Source organism: Burkholderia sp. LK4 (assembly GCF_001043615.1).
GTDB classification, from domain to species: Bacteria; Pseudomonadota; Gammaproteobacteria; order Burkholderiales; family Burkholderiaceae; genus Burkholderia; species Burkholderia cepacia.
The window spans coordinates 176,596-190,442 of record NZ_LDUL01000045.1 but is presented as its reverse complement, the minus strand read 5'-3'; the positions used below and the strand labels follow the sequence as shown (position 1 = coordinate 190,442).

12 protein-coding genes are annotated in these 13,847 nt (G+C 69.5%); 5 read left to right on the top strand and 7 right to left on the bottom strand.

The annotated features are described in order from the left end of the window. Positions 1-140 precede the first annotated feature (140 nt). Entirely contained in the window at positions 141-581 is a 441-nt protein-coding gene (locus VK92_RS23360) for a MarR family winged helix-turn-helix transcriptional regulator (protein WP_021162076.1), read from the top strand. Positions 582-851: 270 nt separating this feature from the next. Here VK92_RS23360 and VK92_RS23355 read toward each other — a convergent pair whose 3' ends face one another. Then, on the bottom strand, positions 852-1,349 hold the full coding sequence (locus VK92_RS23355) for a DUF2938 domain-containing protein (RefSeq protein ID WP_048020230.1): 498 nt from the start codon (positions 1,347-1,349) through the stop codon (positions 852-854). A gap of 140 nt (positions 1,350-1,489) precedes the next feature. Between VK92_RS23355 and VK92_RS23350 the strand changes: the two genes are divergently transcribed. Together VK92_RS23350 and VK92_RS23345 are read left to right on the top strand one after the other, a co-directional pair. Next, positions 1,490-1,915 (top strand): helix-turn-helix domain-containing protein, encoded by a 426-nt coding sequence (locus tag VK92_RS23350; protein ID WP_021162074.1) that lies wholly within the window; start codon positions 1,490-1,492, stop codon positions 1,913-1,915. Positions 1,916-2,029: 114 nt separating this feature from the next. Beyond that, a complete protein-coding gene (locus tag VK92_RS23345) occupies positions 2,030-2,857 on the top strand; it encodes a hypothetical protein (RefSeq protein WP_131723273.1) in 828 nt (275 codons plus the stop codon). A 1-nt stretch (position 2,858) separates the two neighbouring features. Here the strand turns inward: VK92_RS23345 and VK92_RS23340 are convergent, their stop codons facing one another. Both VK92_RS23340 and VK92_RS23335 read right to left on the bottom strand, forming a co-directional pair. Beyond that, positions 2,859-3,740: a helix-hairpin-helix domain-containing protein gene (locus tag VK92_RS23340; RefSeq protein WP_021162072.1), complete on the bottom strand. Its 882-nt coding sequence runs from the start codon at positions 3,738-3,740 to the stop codon at positions 2,859-2,861. 180 nt (positions 3,741-3,920) lie between these two features. After that, on the bottom strand, positions 3,921-5,462 hold the full coding sequence (locus VK92_RS23335) for a sigma-70 family RNA polymerase sigma factor (protein ID WP_048020226.1): 1,542 nt from the start codon (positions 5,460-5,462) through the stop codon (positions 3,921-3,923). A gap of 298 nt (positions 5,463-5,760) precedes the next feature. Here VK92_RS23335 and VK92_RS23330 point away from each other — a divergent pair, with 298 nt between their 5' ends. Beyond that, positions 5,761-6,201, top strand: a complete 441-nt coding sequence (locus VK92_RS23330; RefSeq protein WP_048028292.1) for a hypothetical protein — start codon at positions 5,761-5,763, stop codon at positions 6,199-6,201. A gap of 33 nt (positions 6,202-6,234) precedes the next feature. After that, a complete protein-coding gene (locus VK92_RS23325) occupies positions 6,235-7,077 on the top strand; it encodes an SH3 domain-containing protein (protein WP_048021749.1) in 843 nt (280 codons plus the stop codon). Positions 7,078-7,217: 140 nt separating this feature from the next. Here the strand turns inward: VK92_RS23325 and ilvD are convergent, their stop codons facing one another. The 4 genes from ilvD to VK92_RS23305 all read right to left on the bottom strand — a co-directional run bounded on the left by ilvD (position 7,218) and on the right by VK92_RS23305 (position 13,671). After that, a complete protein-coding gene (gene ilvD / locus VK92_RS23320; protein WP_042972837.1) occupies positions 7,218-9,077 on the bottom strand; it encodes a dihydroxy-acid dehydratase in 1,860 nt (619 codons plus the stop codon). Between the two features lie 284 nt (positions 9,078-9,361). After that, positions 9,362-10,384 (bottom strand): Ldh family oxidoreductase, encoded by a 1,023-nt coding sequence (locus VK92_RS23315; RefSeq protein ID WP_021156669.1) that lies wholly within the window; start codon positions 10,382-10,384, stop codon positions 9,362-9,364. Then, positions 10,377-11,969: an aldehyde dehydrogenase (NADP(+)) gene (locus VK92_RS23310; protein ID WP_048021750.1), complete on the bottom strand. Its 1,593-nt coding sequence runs from the start codon at positions 11,967-11,969 to the stop codon at positions 10,377-10,379. Before VK92_RS23310 ends, VK92_RS23315 begins: the two co-directional genes overlap by 8 nt. A gap of 76 nt (positions 11,970-12,045) precedes the next feature. After that, a complete protein-coding gene (locus VK92_RS23305; protein WP_048021752.1) occupies positions 12,046-13,671 on the bottom strand; it encodes an APC family permease in 1,626 nt (541 codons plus the stop codon). Positions 13,672-13,847: the final 176 nt, after the last annotated feature.

Here is a 13,847-nt window from a genome sequence, read left to right as displayed (position 1 = left end):
GTTCAAGCGGGTGTCTCCATGGGGCGGTCGCCGTGGGCGGCGATCCGGTATCGCTGGAATTATAAGCACGCTTATTATAGATCCGCTTATCGCCGGGCCGCGAGCGATGGGGGCTGTCGGCTTGACCCTATAATTCCGGCATGGACAAGACCTACGAGAACCGGATCGGCTACCTGATTTCCGACGTGGCCCGCCTGAACGGGCGCCTGTTCGACCGGCGCGCGAAGCGCATCGGGCTGACGCGCGCGCAAAGCCGCGTGATCGCATACCTGACGTGGAAGGGCGAGATGAATCAGGCGCGGCTCGCCGAATGGCTCGAGATCGCGCCGATCTCGCTGACCCGGTTGCTCGACCGGATGGAAAGTTATGGCTGGATCGAGCGCGTCGCGAACGACGACGATCGCCGCGCATTCGTGATCCGGCTGACCGACAAGTCGCGCGAGATCTTTCCGCAGATGCTCGAAGTGGGTGACACCGTCGTCGACGACGGTTTGCGCGGCTTCACGCCCGACGAGCGCGATACGCTGGTGCGGCTGCTCGGGCGCGTGCGCCACAACCTGATCGACTGCGGCGGGGAGTGATGGGTGGCGTCATCCGGGGCGGCCGGATGAACGTGTTGACCGCAACGGGAATACCGGGTGGCCGTGCGCAGGCGTGCCACGTTGGCCCGTATGACGGCATGGGCGTGGACATTGCCTCGCCGTTGCGCCCGTACGGCGGCCCGACGCGGCCATCGCTCGGCTCGCGCGGGACAAAGCGCCCGGCAAACTTCGACGAAGCGCTTGTGCGGGCGTCGACGTCGGCTCCGTGGAGCCGACGCTACCCGTCACGGCTTCGGCAAGACGGTGTGCTCAACGGGGCAGTGCTGCCAGCGTGAACGCCGCCAGATAAAGTCCCACGCCGTACGACAGATGCGCGATGACACTGCGCCGGCGCGCGACGCCCGGGTGCGGCGTGCGCGACGCCGCGATGCCGAGGCCGAACGCGGGCTGCATCACGAAGAGCGGCGCGACCACGCTGGCGAGGCCGGCGACGAGCGCGGGGAGCGGTGTCGGAGTGCCGATCCATGCGGTGCCCGCGATCGCGACGGGCAGCGCCGCGAACGCGATGCCGATCGCGTAATGCGCGATCCAGCCGAGCGTGCGTTCACCCGGCACGGGCGGCGCGGCGGCGATCGACGCGTGCCGGAACCGGCCTTGCGTCATGTGACCGATCCAGCGGCCGACCAGCGCATGGTCGAGCGACGGAATGCCGAATGCACGCCGGCGAAACAGCGCCCACAGATCCATCACGAGCGTGGCGCCCGTGCCGATCGGCAACAGGTTGAGCACGACGTCGGGCAGGCTCATCGCGGACCACCGGCGCGGAGGGTGACGGCCGCGCGGCGCAGCGGGATACAGCGTGGTTTCGGCGGTTTCATGGCAGTCAGGGCTTGTCTTTGTGGAGTCGAGCGCCTATCTTGCAACTTCAAGTTCACTTGAGGTCAAGCATGAGTCGGCTGGACATTGCGGATGTGGCGCGGCGCTCGGGATTGCCCGCGTCGACGCTGCGCTACTACGAGGAAAAGGGGCTGATCGTCCCGATCGGCCGCCACGGGCTGCGGCGGCAATACGACGAGTCGGTGCTGGAGCGGCTGGCCCTGATCGCGCTGGGCCGCGAGGCCGGTTTTTCGCTCGACGACATCCTCGCGATGGTGGACACGGACGGCCTGCCTGCGATCGATCGCGCGAAGCTCGACAGCAAGGCCGACGAACTCGACCGCACGATCCGCCGTCTCGGCGCCGTGCGCGACGCGTTGAGGCACGCGGCCGTGTGCCCGGCGGCGAACCATCTCGAATGCCCGTCGTTCCAGAAGCTGCTGCGCATTGCCGCGCATCGCAATCCGGCGCGTCGCGCGAAGGCGGACGGCGCATAGGTGTAGCGCGCCCGCGCGATGTGCGGGTGGTATCAGCAGTCCGGCGGCGGGGTGGCGGCGCCGCCATTCCCGGCCGGAATTCGAAAACGAAAGCAGGAACAACGGGGTTGACGCGTGTCGTTATTGCTTGCGCCATTGCTGGTGCTTTATGTGCTTCCGGCCGCATATGCGGCATCGAAGGTCGGGCCGCACTACGGATTTCTCGCGGGGTGCGCGACGATGGCGGCCGTGCTGGCGGCGCAGACTGCCCTGCTGACGTGGGGAACTGCCTGGGTGAAGCGACGGCGCGGCGGCATCGGGCCGCCCGAGACGGTCGCGCGGGCCGTACCGGCCGACAGTCCGGACGACGAACCGGCTGACGACGCCGAAGACGCCGACGATGCTGGCGACGCGCCCGACGTAGTGCTTCGATACGGCGAGCATGCACGATTCAAGCAAGTGCTTCCGATGGCTGGCAACACGCGGCCCGACGTCGCGCGCCATTTCTACGACAACGCGAAGCGGACGATCGAATCGTATGTGGACGTCGAGACGGGGCACGGCGATTCGGGCGCGTCGATGGTGTCGATGGCTGAACTTGCCGTCGAGGATCGCGTGCCGGCCGCGCCACCTGACCAAACGCTGACCGCGTTCGTGTCGAACGACGGCGCATGGTCGGGGTTCCGCGTGGGCGACGACAGCTTCCGCTTCCGTCACGGCGCGATCACGAGATTGCGCCTCACGCGGGTGATACCGATACGCTGGAAGGGCGGCTACACGGTGACGTTGTGGTTCGACGTGCCGAACCGGAAAAGCGGCGCCGATTACGTGTCGTATTCGACCTGGTTCGATCTCGAGGTGGAATATTCCGGTCGCCGCACACGCGCGCTCACTCATGCCTGTCGCGAGATCGCGTCCGTGCTCGGCGTGGCGTTCGACGTCGACGAAACCTCCGACGACTGACTCAGCCCGCGTAGTACACGCGGCATTCCTGCTCGCGCCCGCGCACGATGCGCTTGCCGACGAGCGAGCCGACCGTTTCGGTGAAGACGGTGCGCTGGTGTTCGCGCTGCCCGGCGTCGTAGAAATAGAGCGAGACCCAGTCGGTCGGGCGGGAGGCCTCCGGCGTGCGCATCGCGGCAAGCAGGCACAGCGCCGTGAAATGCCAGCCGCCCTTGGTCATGTGCATCACGGGCGACGGCACGTAACCGTCCACGTTCAGGCGCCGGTGCGCGAGCGTCGGCAACACGCCGGCGGCGGCCTTGTTGCGGTACAGGCGGTCGATGTAGAGCAGCAGTTCGACGGGCGGCTCGGTGCCGGGGCCGGCGTCCTGCACGTGGCCCTGCCAGCGCCGGCGGCGGCTCAGCACGTCGTCGAGCGCGGTGCGGATGCCGGCTGCGCGCCGCGGGCCGACGCCCGAGATCGTTTCGAGCTGGCCGTTGCGGGCCGCGCGTTCGAGCTCCTCGAGCGTATCGATGTGAAGCAGGTCGTGAATGCGTAACGCGAGCGCGTGGCCGATACCCGGCACCGCTTCGAATGCGGAGGTGCGTACGGCGTCGCCGCACAGCCGGTCGAGCTGCCGCCAGCGCCCGGTCACCAGCAGCTCGGCAATCGCCTGGGCGACCCCCGTGCCGATCTCGGGCAACGTACCGAGCGCATCGACGCCGCCGGACTCGAACAGCGTGCGGATGTCGAGGTCGAGCGCCTCGACCGTCCCGGCCGACGCGCGGTACGCGGCGACCCGGTAAGGATTCGCGCCCTGGTCAGCCAGCCGTTGCGCCGCCTCGCGCAGGCAGGCCGCGATATGCCGGTTTTCCTCGTACGTTTGGCTGGCGCTCGTCTGCATCGCGAGGGACCCGGGGAAGCACAAACGGAATGGACACGGCGAACGATGCGCCGGTCGGCGTTTCATCATTGTCGCGACACGCGTTGAAGAAAACTTGACGCACGTCAATAGCAAACGTAGCACAGGTGCGAGGTGCACGGTCGTGCCGATCGGGGCACGACCGTGCGTCGCGTGATGCGGTCACGCGTCGAGAAACGACTGCGCGTTCTCGGCCTCGGCAGCCGTGCGCAACGCGGCGAGCGCCCGTTTCTCGATCTGGCGCACGCGTTCGCGCGACATGCCGGCATCGTGCGCGATCGCATCGTAGGTATCGGGCTCGGCGCCGCCGAGGCCGAACCGCCGGCGCAGCACGTCGGCCTCGGCCGGCGTGACCGACCGGAGCAGCGACCGCACACACTCGCGCATGCGCGTGTCGGCCAGTTGCTCGAACGGGCTGGCCGACGCCTGGTCCTCGATCAGCTCCACGAGGCCGGTGTCCGCGTCGGGCAGCGGCGCATCGAGCGACACGGGCTCGGCAGGCAGCGCGAGCACCGCGCGCAGCTTGTCCTCGTCGAGACCGGTTTCGGCCGCGAGTTCGGCCGGCGTCGCCCGGCGCCCCGTGCGCTGGTGAAAACGCAGTGCATGCCGTCGCACACGCTGGTACTGGTCGCCCACGTGCACGGGCACGCGGATTGTGCGAGCGCGATCCGCGACCGCGCGCGCGATCGCCTGGCGGATCCACCAGGTCGCATAGGTCGAGAACTTGAACCCGCGCCGGTATTCGAATTTCTCGATCGCGCGCATCAGGCCGAGGCTGCCGTCCTGCACGAGATCGGGCAGGTCGACGCCGCGGTTCATGTACTTGCGCGCGATCGACAGCACGAGCCGCAGGTTCGCCTCGAGCATCGCGCGCGTGGCGTCGCGCACTTTCTGCTGGCCGTCGGCGAGCGCTGCGGCGAGTGCCCGCCGCGCGACCGCGTCGAAGCAGGCGGCTTCGCCTGCTTCGGTGCCGTGCGGCGCGGACGCGAGCGTGCCCACCACGCGGCTCGCGTCGTCGACCGCCGGTGCGAGCCACGCGATCGAGCCGAGCAGGGCCGCCATGCGGTTACGCGCGTCGCGGTATTCGTCCGAACGGACGCCATGCGCGTGCAACGCGCCGCGCAGGGCCCCGACGGCCGCCTGCAGTGCGTCGTAGCTGGCCGGCGCGGGCGTGTCGGGGGCGTCGCCGTCGCCGTCGGCAGACCCGGCGCCGCCGGTCGTCGCCGTCGCGCGGTGACGCGCAAGCAGCGAGTCGACCGCCGCCGGATAGCCGGCGATCGCATGCAGGATCTGGTGACGGCCCGTCTCGAGTTCGCGGGCAAGCACGATTTCGCCTTCGCGCGTGAGCAGCGGCACCGCCTGCATGCGCCGCATGTAGAGCGCGAGCGGGTCGGTCGACGCGCTCGTGCCGCGTGCGAGGTCGCCGAGCATCGCGCGGCCTTCGTCGAGCGCATCGCGATCGACGTCGACCGGCGACGAACCGGCGAACGGCGCAGGCGCGGCCGGCTCGTCGAGCACGGCGATGCCGATGTCGGCGAGTGCGGCGCGCACGACGTCGAGCGCGTCGGGGCTGTCGCTTTCGGGCGGCAGCGCGTCGACGAGGTCGGCGTGGGTCAGATAACCCTGTTCGCCGGCGAGCGCCAGCAACTGGATAATCGGATCGAGCGGCGTGTCCGCCCGGGGAGTGGGGCGTGGCGTAGTCATGTCGATGGCGGCGTGAGCCGCGCTCCTGTCTGGGCGGGCCGAAGTCCGCCGGTTTCGGGCTGCCGGTTGCTCGCGAACCCCGTCCGCGCCGGCCAGCCTGACATCGTTCAAGTTGAGGGCATTTGCGCGAACTTCAACGCGAGCGCGGCAGACCTGCCAGCACGCGGCGTGCCTGCGCGCGCATAGGGTGCCGGAAACAAAAAGTAACCGATCATACCGGGCGGAAATCTGCAGGGGACGTAAGCTAGAGTCAGGCGCGCAGCCTGGCTGCGCAGCGCAGATTCCGCCGGAGCAAGAAATGACCCCGATTCCCGCCGCGAGGTGTGCGGTATTCGCGTTGACCACGCTGGCCCTCGGCGGCTGTTATTACACGAGTCCGTACGGTTATGCGCCGTATTACGCGCCGGCGCCAGCCACGCTGACGCAGCGCGAGATACCCGTCACGCCGGCTGCACCGGGTACCGCCGCACCGAGCCAGGGCTCGACGGCGGTCGCGCCGCCCGTGGCCGACCCGGCTCCCGTCTACGTCGCGCTGGCCTATCCGCCGCCGTATCCCTATCCGTATCCGTACTATGCCCCCGCGTATTACCCGGGCTGGTACGGCTGGGGAGCGCCGGCGATCTCGGTCGGCTTCTGGGGCGGCTGGGGCGGTGGCCACTGGCGCGGACGCGGCGGGGACTGGCATCGTCCGTGGGGCGGCGGCCACTGGGGAGGCGGCTGGGGCGGGCATCGGCACTGACCGGCGCGCGGCGGCACCGCGCGGGAGAGCATCATGAGGAATACGATTGTCCGAAGTCTGTACGCCGTCCTGCTCGGCCTCGCGGCCGCGCCGGGCGTCGCCGATGCGCAGAGCAGCGCCTACACGAACTCGCCGGCCGAACTGTTTGCGGGGCCGGCGCCCGACTATCCGGTGGTGGCGCAGATTCCGCCCGACACGGCGCTGGACGTCTTCGGCTGCCTGAGCGACTACTCGTGGTGCGACGTCGCGCTGCCGGGTGTGCGCGGCTGGATCGATGCGCAGTTGCTCGAGTATCCGTACCAGGGCAGCTACGTGCCGTTGCTCGAATACGGCGCGATCATCGGGGTTCCGGTGACGGGGTTCGCGATCGCCGCGTACTGGGATCGTTATTACCGGCACCGTCCGTGGTATCACGACCGCGATCGCTGGGCGCATCGTCCGGAACCGCGGCTCGGCCCCGGAGGCATGCCGCCGGGACAAGGCCGTCCGCAACCGGGCGGGCCGATGCAGGTTGCGCCGGGCGGCCCGCCGCCCGTGCACGACGCGCGGCCGTCGGCTGCACGCGGCGGCTGGAACGGCGCAATCCGCACACCGCCGCCGGCAGCACCGGCGCCTTCACCGATGCCGGGCGGGGCGGGCAACGCGCGTCCGGCTGGCCCGCCGCCGGCCGTGCTGCGCCCGCCGCCCGCGCCGGGTGGCGACGCGCGTCCGATGCCGCCGGCGGTGCACCAGGGAGGCGAGGGGCGTCCGATGCCGCCGCCGGTGCGTCAGGGAGGCGGGGGCGGCGGCGGTTATGCGCGGCCGCAAGGTGGTGGAAACGGTGGCGGTAACCACGGTGGTGGCGGAGGCGGTGGCCCCGAGGATTTCCGTCACTGATGTCGCCGGCGCCGGGGATTCCCGGGCGCCGGACGAAAAAAAGCCGCTCCGGAGAGCGGCTTCCACAGCGGCGCGGGCGGATTGTCCTGCCCCCAGTCCGAACGGCTGCGCGTGGCGGGCAGCCGGCGGTGCTGCTCGCGTCAGTCGTCGAGCAACGACAGGTCGCGCACGGCACCCTTGTCGGCGGACATGACCAGCTTCGCGTAGGCCTTCAGCGCCGCGGACACCTTGCGCGGACGCGGCTGCGCAGGCTTCCAGCCCTTCGCGTTCTGCTCTTCGCGGCGGCGCGCCAGCTCTTCGTCGGACACGAGTACGTTGATCGTGCGGTTCGGGATGTCGATGCGGATCTTGTCGCCGTCGCGCACGAGGCCGATCGCGCCGCCCGCCGCGGCTTCCGGCGAGCAGTGGCCGATCGACAGGCCCGACGTGCCGCCCGAGAAACGGCCGTCCGTCAGCAGCGCGCATGCCTTGCCGAGCCCCTTCGACTTGATGTAGCTGGTCGGGTAGAGCATCTCCTGCATGCCGGGGCCGCCTTTCGGGCCTTCGTAGCGGACGATCACGATATCGCCGGCCTTGACCTTGTCGTTGAGGATGTTCTCGACCGCTTCATCCTGCGATTCGGTCACGTGAGCCGAGCCTTCGAACACGTGGATGCTCTCGTCGACGCCGGCCGTCTTCACCACGCAACCGTCGAGCGCGATGTTGCCCGTCAGCACGGCGAGGCCGCCTTCCTTCGAGAACGCATGCTCGTACGAGCGGATGCAGCCTTCCGCGCGGTCGAGGTCGAGGCTCGGCCAGCGCGTGTCCTGGCTGAACGCGACCTGCGTCGGGATGCCGGCCGGGCCGGCCAGGTAGAACGTGCGGACCGCATCGTCCTGCGTGCGGACGATGTCCCACTGGTCGAGCGCATCCTTCAGCGACGGCGCGTGCACGGTCGGCACGTCGGTGTGCAGCTTGCCGGCGCGGTCGAGCTCGCCCAGGATCGCCATGATGCCGCCTGCGCGGTGCACGTCCTCGATGTGGTACTTGTTCGTGTTCGGCGCGACCTTGCACAGCTGCGGCACGACGCGCGACAGGCGGTCGATGTCCTTCATCGTGAAGTCGATGCCGGCTTCCTGCGCGATCGCCAGCAGGTGCAGGATCGTGTTGGTCGAACCGCCCATCGCGATGTCGAGCGTCATGGCGTTCTCGAACGCCTTGAAACCCACCGAGCGCGGCAGCACGCGTTCGTCGTCCTGCTCGTAGTGCTGGCGGGTGAGCTCGACGATCCGGCGGCCGGCGCGCTTGAACAGCTGCTCGCGATCGGCGTGCGTGGCCACCACCGTGCCGTTGCCGGGCAGCGACAGGCCGAGCGCTTCGGTCAGGCAGTTCATCGAGTTCGCGGTGAACATGCCCGAGCACGAACCGCAGGTCGGGCAGGCCGAGCGTTCGACTTCGGCGACGTCGGCGTCCGAATACGACGGATCGGCCGCGATCACCATCGCGTCGACGAGGTCGAGCTTTTTCAGTTCGACGGTCTTGGTGACCGGGTTCGCGAGGCGCGTCTTGCCGGCTTCCATCGGGCCGCCCGACACGAAGATCACCGGGATGTTCAGCCGCATCGCGGCCATCAGCATCCCCGGCGTGATCTTGTCGCAGTTCGAGATGCAGACCATCGCGTCCGCGCAGTGCGCGTTCACCATGTATTCGACCGAATCCGCGATGATGTCGCGGCTCGGCAGCGAATACAGCATGCCGTCATGGCCCATTGCGATGCCGTCGTCGACCGCGATCGTGTTGAATTCCTTCGCGACGCCGCCGGCAGCCTCGATCTCCCGCGCGACGAGCTGGCCGAGATCCTTCAGGTGCACGTGCCCGGGCACGAACTGGGTGAACGAGTTGACGACCGCGATGATCGGCTTCGAGAAATCGTCGTCTTTCATGCCGGTGGCGCGCCAGAGCGAGCGCGCACCCGCCATGTTGCGGCCGGCGGTGGAAGTTTTGGAACGGTAAGTGGGCATTGTCGTTGCTGAAGAAATATCGCGGGAAAAGGGTGGAGGCACGGGGAATAAGGGCCTCTCTCGCGCCCGTGCGAACAACCTCTTGAGCTGCGCCCTGGGCAAACCCGGCGATTATCCCACAGCCGCCGCGGGCGTGGCGCCCGCGGGGCCGGCAACCGGCGCCGCAGGCGTGCCCGGCGTAAAACGTGCCGGGGGCCGCGGAACGGCCGCGCGACCGGGCGGGGAGGTGCCGGGCCGCGCATCGATCGGTGATCGCCGCGCGATCCGGCCCCGTGCGCGGGCGATCAGTCGAGCAGCGTCAGGATCTCGTCGTACAGCGCCTTCGGAATCCGCACGCCGTTCGCGATGCTGCGCGCGCGGGCGTCGAAGCGCCGTTGCGACGGCAGCCGCGCGCCCTGCGCGACGATCGATTCGAACATCCGCTCGCCGCGCGCGAGCCCCGTGTCGAGATCGTCGCCGAGGAACACCTTCGGGTCGAAGGCGATCACGAGTTCGCCATGGCACGGCGTCGCGCCGACGCCTTCGTCGAAGTCCATCGACTCGCGGCTCGTCATGTCGCCGATCAGCGCGCCGCCGAGCAACTCGACCATCGCCGCGAGCGCCGATCCCTTGTGACCGCCGAACGTGCGCATCGCGCCCTGCAGCGCGGCCTTTGGATCGGTGGTCGGCCGGCCATCGGCGTCGATCGCCCATTCCGGGGGGATCGCCTTGCCTTGCTTCGCATGCAGCTCGATGTCGCCGCGTGCGATCGCGCTCGTCGCGAAGTCGAACACGAACGGCACGCCGCCCGGGCGCGGCCACGCGAACGCGATCGGGTTCGTGCCGAACACGGGCTCCCTGCCGCCTTCCGGCGCGACCCAGCTATGGCTCGGATTCATCGCGATGCCGACCAGCCCCTCGGCCGCGATCGCCTCGACTTCCGGCCACAACGCGGAGAAGTGGTAGCAATGGTTGATCGTCATCGCGGCGATGCCGTGCTGTTTCGCCATCTCGACGAGCACCGGCAGGCCCGTTTCGAAGCTCAGCAGCGAGAAGCCGCGATGCGCGTCGACCGCGACGATCGACGACGACAGCCGGCGCAGCGTCGGCACGGCTTGCGGATCGACCTTGCCCTTCTTCAGCGAACGCACGCAGACGAGCAGCCGGTACACGCCGTGCGAATGGCATTCGTCGCGCTGGCCCTGCGTGATCACGTTGGCGATGGCCCGGGCATGGGCGTCGGACATGCCGTGGTGCGTCAGCACGCGCAGCGCGAGCGCGTGGACTTCATCGAGCGACAGGACGACTTCGGCGGTTTGCTCAGACATGGTTCACCTCGCGCGGCGCGGGCACGCCGTCGATGCGTTGCGGCACGTTCAGCGGATTGCCGTTGCGGATCGCGTCCGGCAGCAACGCATCCGGCAGGTCCTGATACGACACGGGGCGCAGGAAGCGCTCGATCGCACGTGCGCCGACGGACGTCGTACGCGTGTCGGACGTCGCCGGGAACGGGCCGCCGTGCACCATCGCATGGCCGACCTCGACGCCCGTGCCGAAGCCGTTGACGAGAATGCGGCCGGCCTTGCGCTCGAGCGTCGGGCGCAGCGCGGCGAACAGCGCTGCGTCGTCGTCGGCGAGGTGCGCGGCGATCGTCAGCTGGCCTTCGAGCGACTTCAGCACGCGATGCAGCGTGTCGGCGTCCGCGCAGCGCACGATCAGCGAAGCGGGGCCGAACACTTCTTCGCGCAGTTCGGGGCGTGCGATGAAGGCGTCGGCCGACGTCGCGAACAGCGCCGCGCGGGCCTGGTAGCGACCGCCCTCGACGCCTTCCGCCAGTAGTTCGACCGCATCGTGCCCGCGCAGCGCCGCGACGCCTTGCGCGTAGCTCGCGTGGATGTGCGGTGTCAGCATCGTTTGCGCGGCTGCCGCGCGCACGGCATCGGCCGCCGCAGCTTCGAACGCGCGCAGCGCGGGCCCGTCGACCGCGAGCACGAGGCCCGGATTCGTGCAGAACTGGCCGGCGCCGAGCGTGAGCGATGCGACGAACTGCGGCGCGATCGTGTCGTGGCGCGCGTCGAGCGCGGCGGGAAACAGCAGCACGGGATTGATCGAGCTCATTTCCGCGTAGACGGGAATCGGCTCGGGGCGCGCGGCCGCGATGTGCATCAGCGCGACGCCGCCGCGGCGCGAGCCGGTGAAACCGACGGCCTTGATGCGCGGATCGGCGACGAGCGCCTGGCCGATCTCGCGCGATGCGTCGAACAGCAGCGAGAACACGCCGGCCGGCATCCCGCATTCGCGCGCGGCCTGCTGGATCGCGCGGCCGACGAGTTCCGACGTGCCGGGGTGCGCCGAATGCGCCTTGACGATCACCGGGCAGCCGGCCGCGAGCGCCGACGCCGTATCGCCGCCGGCGACCGAGAACGCGAGCGGGAAATTCGACGCGCCGAACACGGCGACGGGCCCGACCGCGACGTTGCGCAGGCGCAGGTCGACGCGCGGCAGCGGCTTGCGTTCGGGGCGCGCCGGATCGATCCGCGCGTCGAGAAAGCCGCCGTCGCGCACGAGCGACGCGAACAGCGCGAGCTGGCCGACCGTGCGGCCGCGCTCGCCTTCGATGCGCGCGCGCGGCAGGCCCGTTTCGACGACGCAGCGCTCGATCAGGTCGTCGCCGAGCGCCATGATGTGGCGGCCGATCGCGTCGAGAAACGCGGCCCGTGCTTCGAGCGACGTTTCGCGATAGATGTCGAACGCGTCGTCGGCGAGCGCGCAGGCCGTCTCCAGGTCGTGCAGGCTCGCGCCGCCGAAGGCGGGCTCGAGCCGTTCGCCGGTGGCGGCGGCGATCGCGTGGAGGGTGCCGTTCTGTCCGGCGACGGCGGACTGGCCGATCAGGAGCTGACCTGTGAGTTGCATGGTTTTCCTCGGAAAAAAGCAGGGGCCGGGCGTGGTGCGCCCGGCCGCAGGGATCATGGGAAATGGCGGGAGGGCGTCAGTCCTCGTCGTCGTCGAGCTGCAGCTTGTCGGCGCGCACGCCGGTGTTGGCGCCCCAGTAGTAGATGGCGAGCGCGACGGCCGCGACGACGACCGTGTCGTACGGATGCGCGAGCTGGCCGGTGCCGCCGAAGCCGCCGAGATACGACAGCACGATCATCGCGGCATAGAACGCGATCAGCCACGCGGACGAGCGCACCTGTTCGGCGAGGCTCAGGTGCGCGGTCGGCACCCAGCGCCGGCATGCGAGATAGATGACGAACATCACGATCTGCAGGCCCAGCAGCCAGGACACGGTGCTCCAGCCCGACCAGTAGACGATCAGCGCGGCGATCACGAACGATGCAGGGCCGGTGATGCCGAATGCCACCGCACGGAACGGCCGCGGCAGGTCGGGCGCGGTGCGGCGCAGTGCGGCAACCGAGACCGGCGCGACCGCATAACTCAGCACCAGCGCGGCGGACACGATGTTGATCAGCGCTTCCCACGACGGGAACGGCATCGTCCAGAAGATCGCGAGGCCGAACGTGAGCCACAGGCCCGCGCGCGGGATGCCCGACGCTTCGTCGACGCGCGTGAACACCTTGAAGAAGGTGCCCGTCTTCGCCCAGCCGTAGACGACGCGCGGCGTCGCGTTCATGTAGATGTTGCCGCAGCCGCTCGGCGAGATCATCGCGTCGGCGACGACCATCACCGCGAGCCAGCCGACGCCGAGTGCCAGCGCGATGTCGCGGTACGGCAGCGTGAACGCCTTGCTGATGTCGTGCCAGCCGCCGGCGAGCATCGCGGTGGGGATGCTGCCGATGAACGCGAGCTGCAGCAGCACGTAGATCAGCGTCGACAGCAGGATCGACAGGATCAGCGCGATCGGGATCGTGCGCTGCGGATTGCGCACCTCGCTCGCGACCGACACGATCGGCGTGAGCCCGAGGTACGCGAAGATGATGCCGCCGGCGGACACGGCCATCTCGATGCCCGGCATGCCGAACGGCGCGAAGCCGTGCACGGTCAGGTTCGCGGGTTTGAAGAACGTGAACAGCACGCCGATCACCGCGAGCGGCACGATGAACTTGAAGACGCTGATGATGTTGTTCGCCTTCGCGAACGTCTTCACGCTCGAATAGTTCAGGTAAAAGAAGAAGCACAGCAGCGCGGCCTGCACGAGCCAGCCGAGCGTGGTCGGGTCGCTCGATCCTTCGACCGTCAGGCCAGGAAACCACGCGGCCGCGTACTGGCGCGCGGCGACGACCTCGATCGCGATCAGGCTCGAAAAGGCGATCAACGTGATGAAGCCCATCAGGTAGCCGAGCAGCGGGCCGTGCGAGAACACCGGGTAGCGGACCACGCCGCCCGCGCGCGGCAGCGCGGCGCCGAGTTCGCAGTAGACGATGCCGAGCAGCAGCACCGCGAAGCCGCCGAGCAGCCACGAGAAAATGCCGGCCGGGCCCGCGATCGTCGAGACGTGACTCGCGGCGAACAGCCACCCCGAACCGAAAATGGCGCCGAGACCGATGAACGTGAGATCGGTCAGCGACAGCTGTTTCTTGAACTTGCCGTGACCCGCGTCGGGGTGCGCGGAACGGGAAAGCGGGACAGACGGGTGTGCGTTGCCTTGGCCTGGCATGGGCTTGTCTCCTGGGGGAATGGCGGTGCAGGCGTCGAATGCGCCGCGCTCCGACGGAGCAGCGGCGCACGCCTGCCGGCCGGCGTCGCCCGGTTCGAACGACCGGGGCGGGCCGCGGGCCGTTCACGCGCGGCGCAGGCGGGCGCCGGGGCGAACGGGCCCGCAGGCCATGCCGG

Excerpts from the sequence above, each read along its gene's own strand:
- VK92_RS23360 (WP_021162076.1), top strand. The coding sequence starts at position 141 with ATGGACAAGACCTACGAGAACCGGATCGGCTACCTGATTTCCGACGTG.
- VK92_RS23355 (WP_048020230.1), bottom strand. The coding sequence starts at position 1,349 with ATGAGCCTGCCCGACGTCGTGCTCAACCTGTTGCCGATCGGCACGGGC.
- VK92_RS23350 (WP_021162074.1), top strand. The coding sequence starts at position 1,490 with ATGAGTCGGCTGGACATTGCGGATGTGGCGCGGCGCTCGGGATTGCCC.
- VK92_RS23340 (WP_021162072.1), bottom strand. The coding sequence starts at position 3,740 with ATGCAGACGAGCGCCAGCCAAACGTACGAGGAAAACCGGCATATCGCG.
- VK92_RS23335 (WP_048020226.1), bottom strand. The coding sequence starts at position 5,462 with ATGACTACGCCACGCCCCACTCCCCGGGCGGACACGCCGCTCGATCCG.
- VK92_RS23330 (WP_048028292.1), top strand. The coding sequence starts at position 5,761 with ATGACCCCGATTCCCGCCGCGAGGTGTGCGGTATTCGCGTTGACCACG.
- VK92_RS23325 (WP_048021749.1), top strand. The coding sequence starts at position 6,235 with ATGAGGAATACGATTGTCCGAAGTCTGTACGCCGTCCTGCTCGGCCTC.
- ilvD (WP_042972837.1), bottom strand. The coding sequence starts at position 9,077 with ATGCCCACTTACCGTTCCAAAACTTCCACCGCCGGCCGCAACATGGCG.
- VK92_RS23315 (WP_021156669.1), bottom strand. The coding sequence starts at position 10,384 with ATGTCTGAGCAAACCGCCGAAGTCGTCCTGTCGCTCGATGAAGTCCAC.
- VK92_RS23310 (WP_048021750.1), bottom strand. The coding sequence starts at position 11,969 with ATGCAACTCACAGGTCAGCTCCTGATCGGCCAGTCCGCCGTCGCCGGA.
- VK92_RS23305 (WP_048021752.1), bottom strand. The coding sequence starts at position 13,671 with ATGCCAGGCCAAGGCAACGCACACCCGTCTGTCCCGCTTTCCCGTTCC.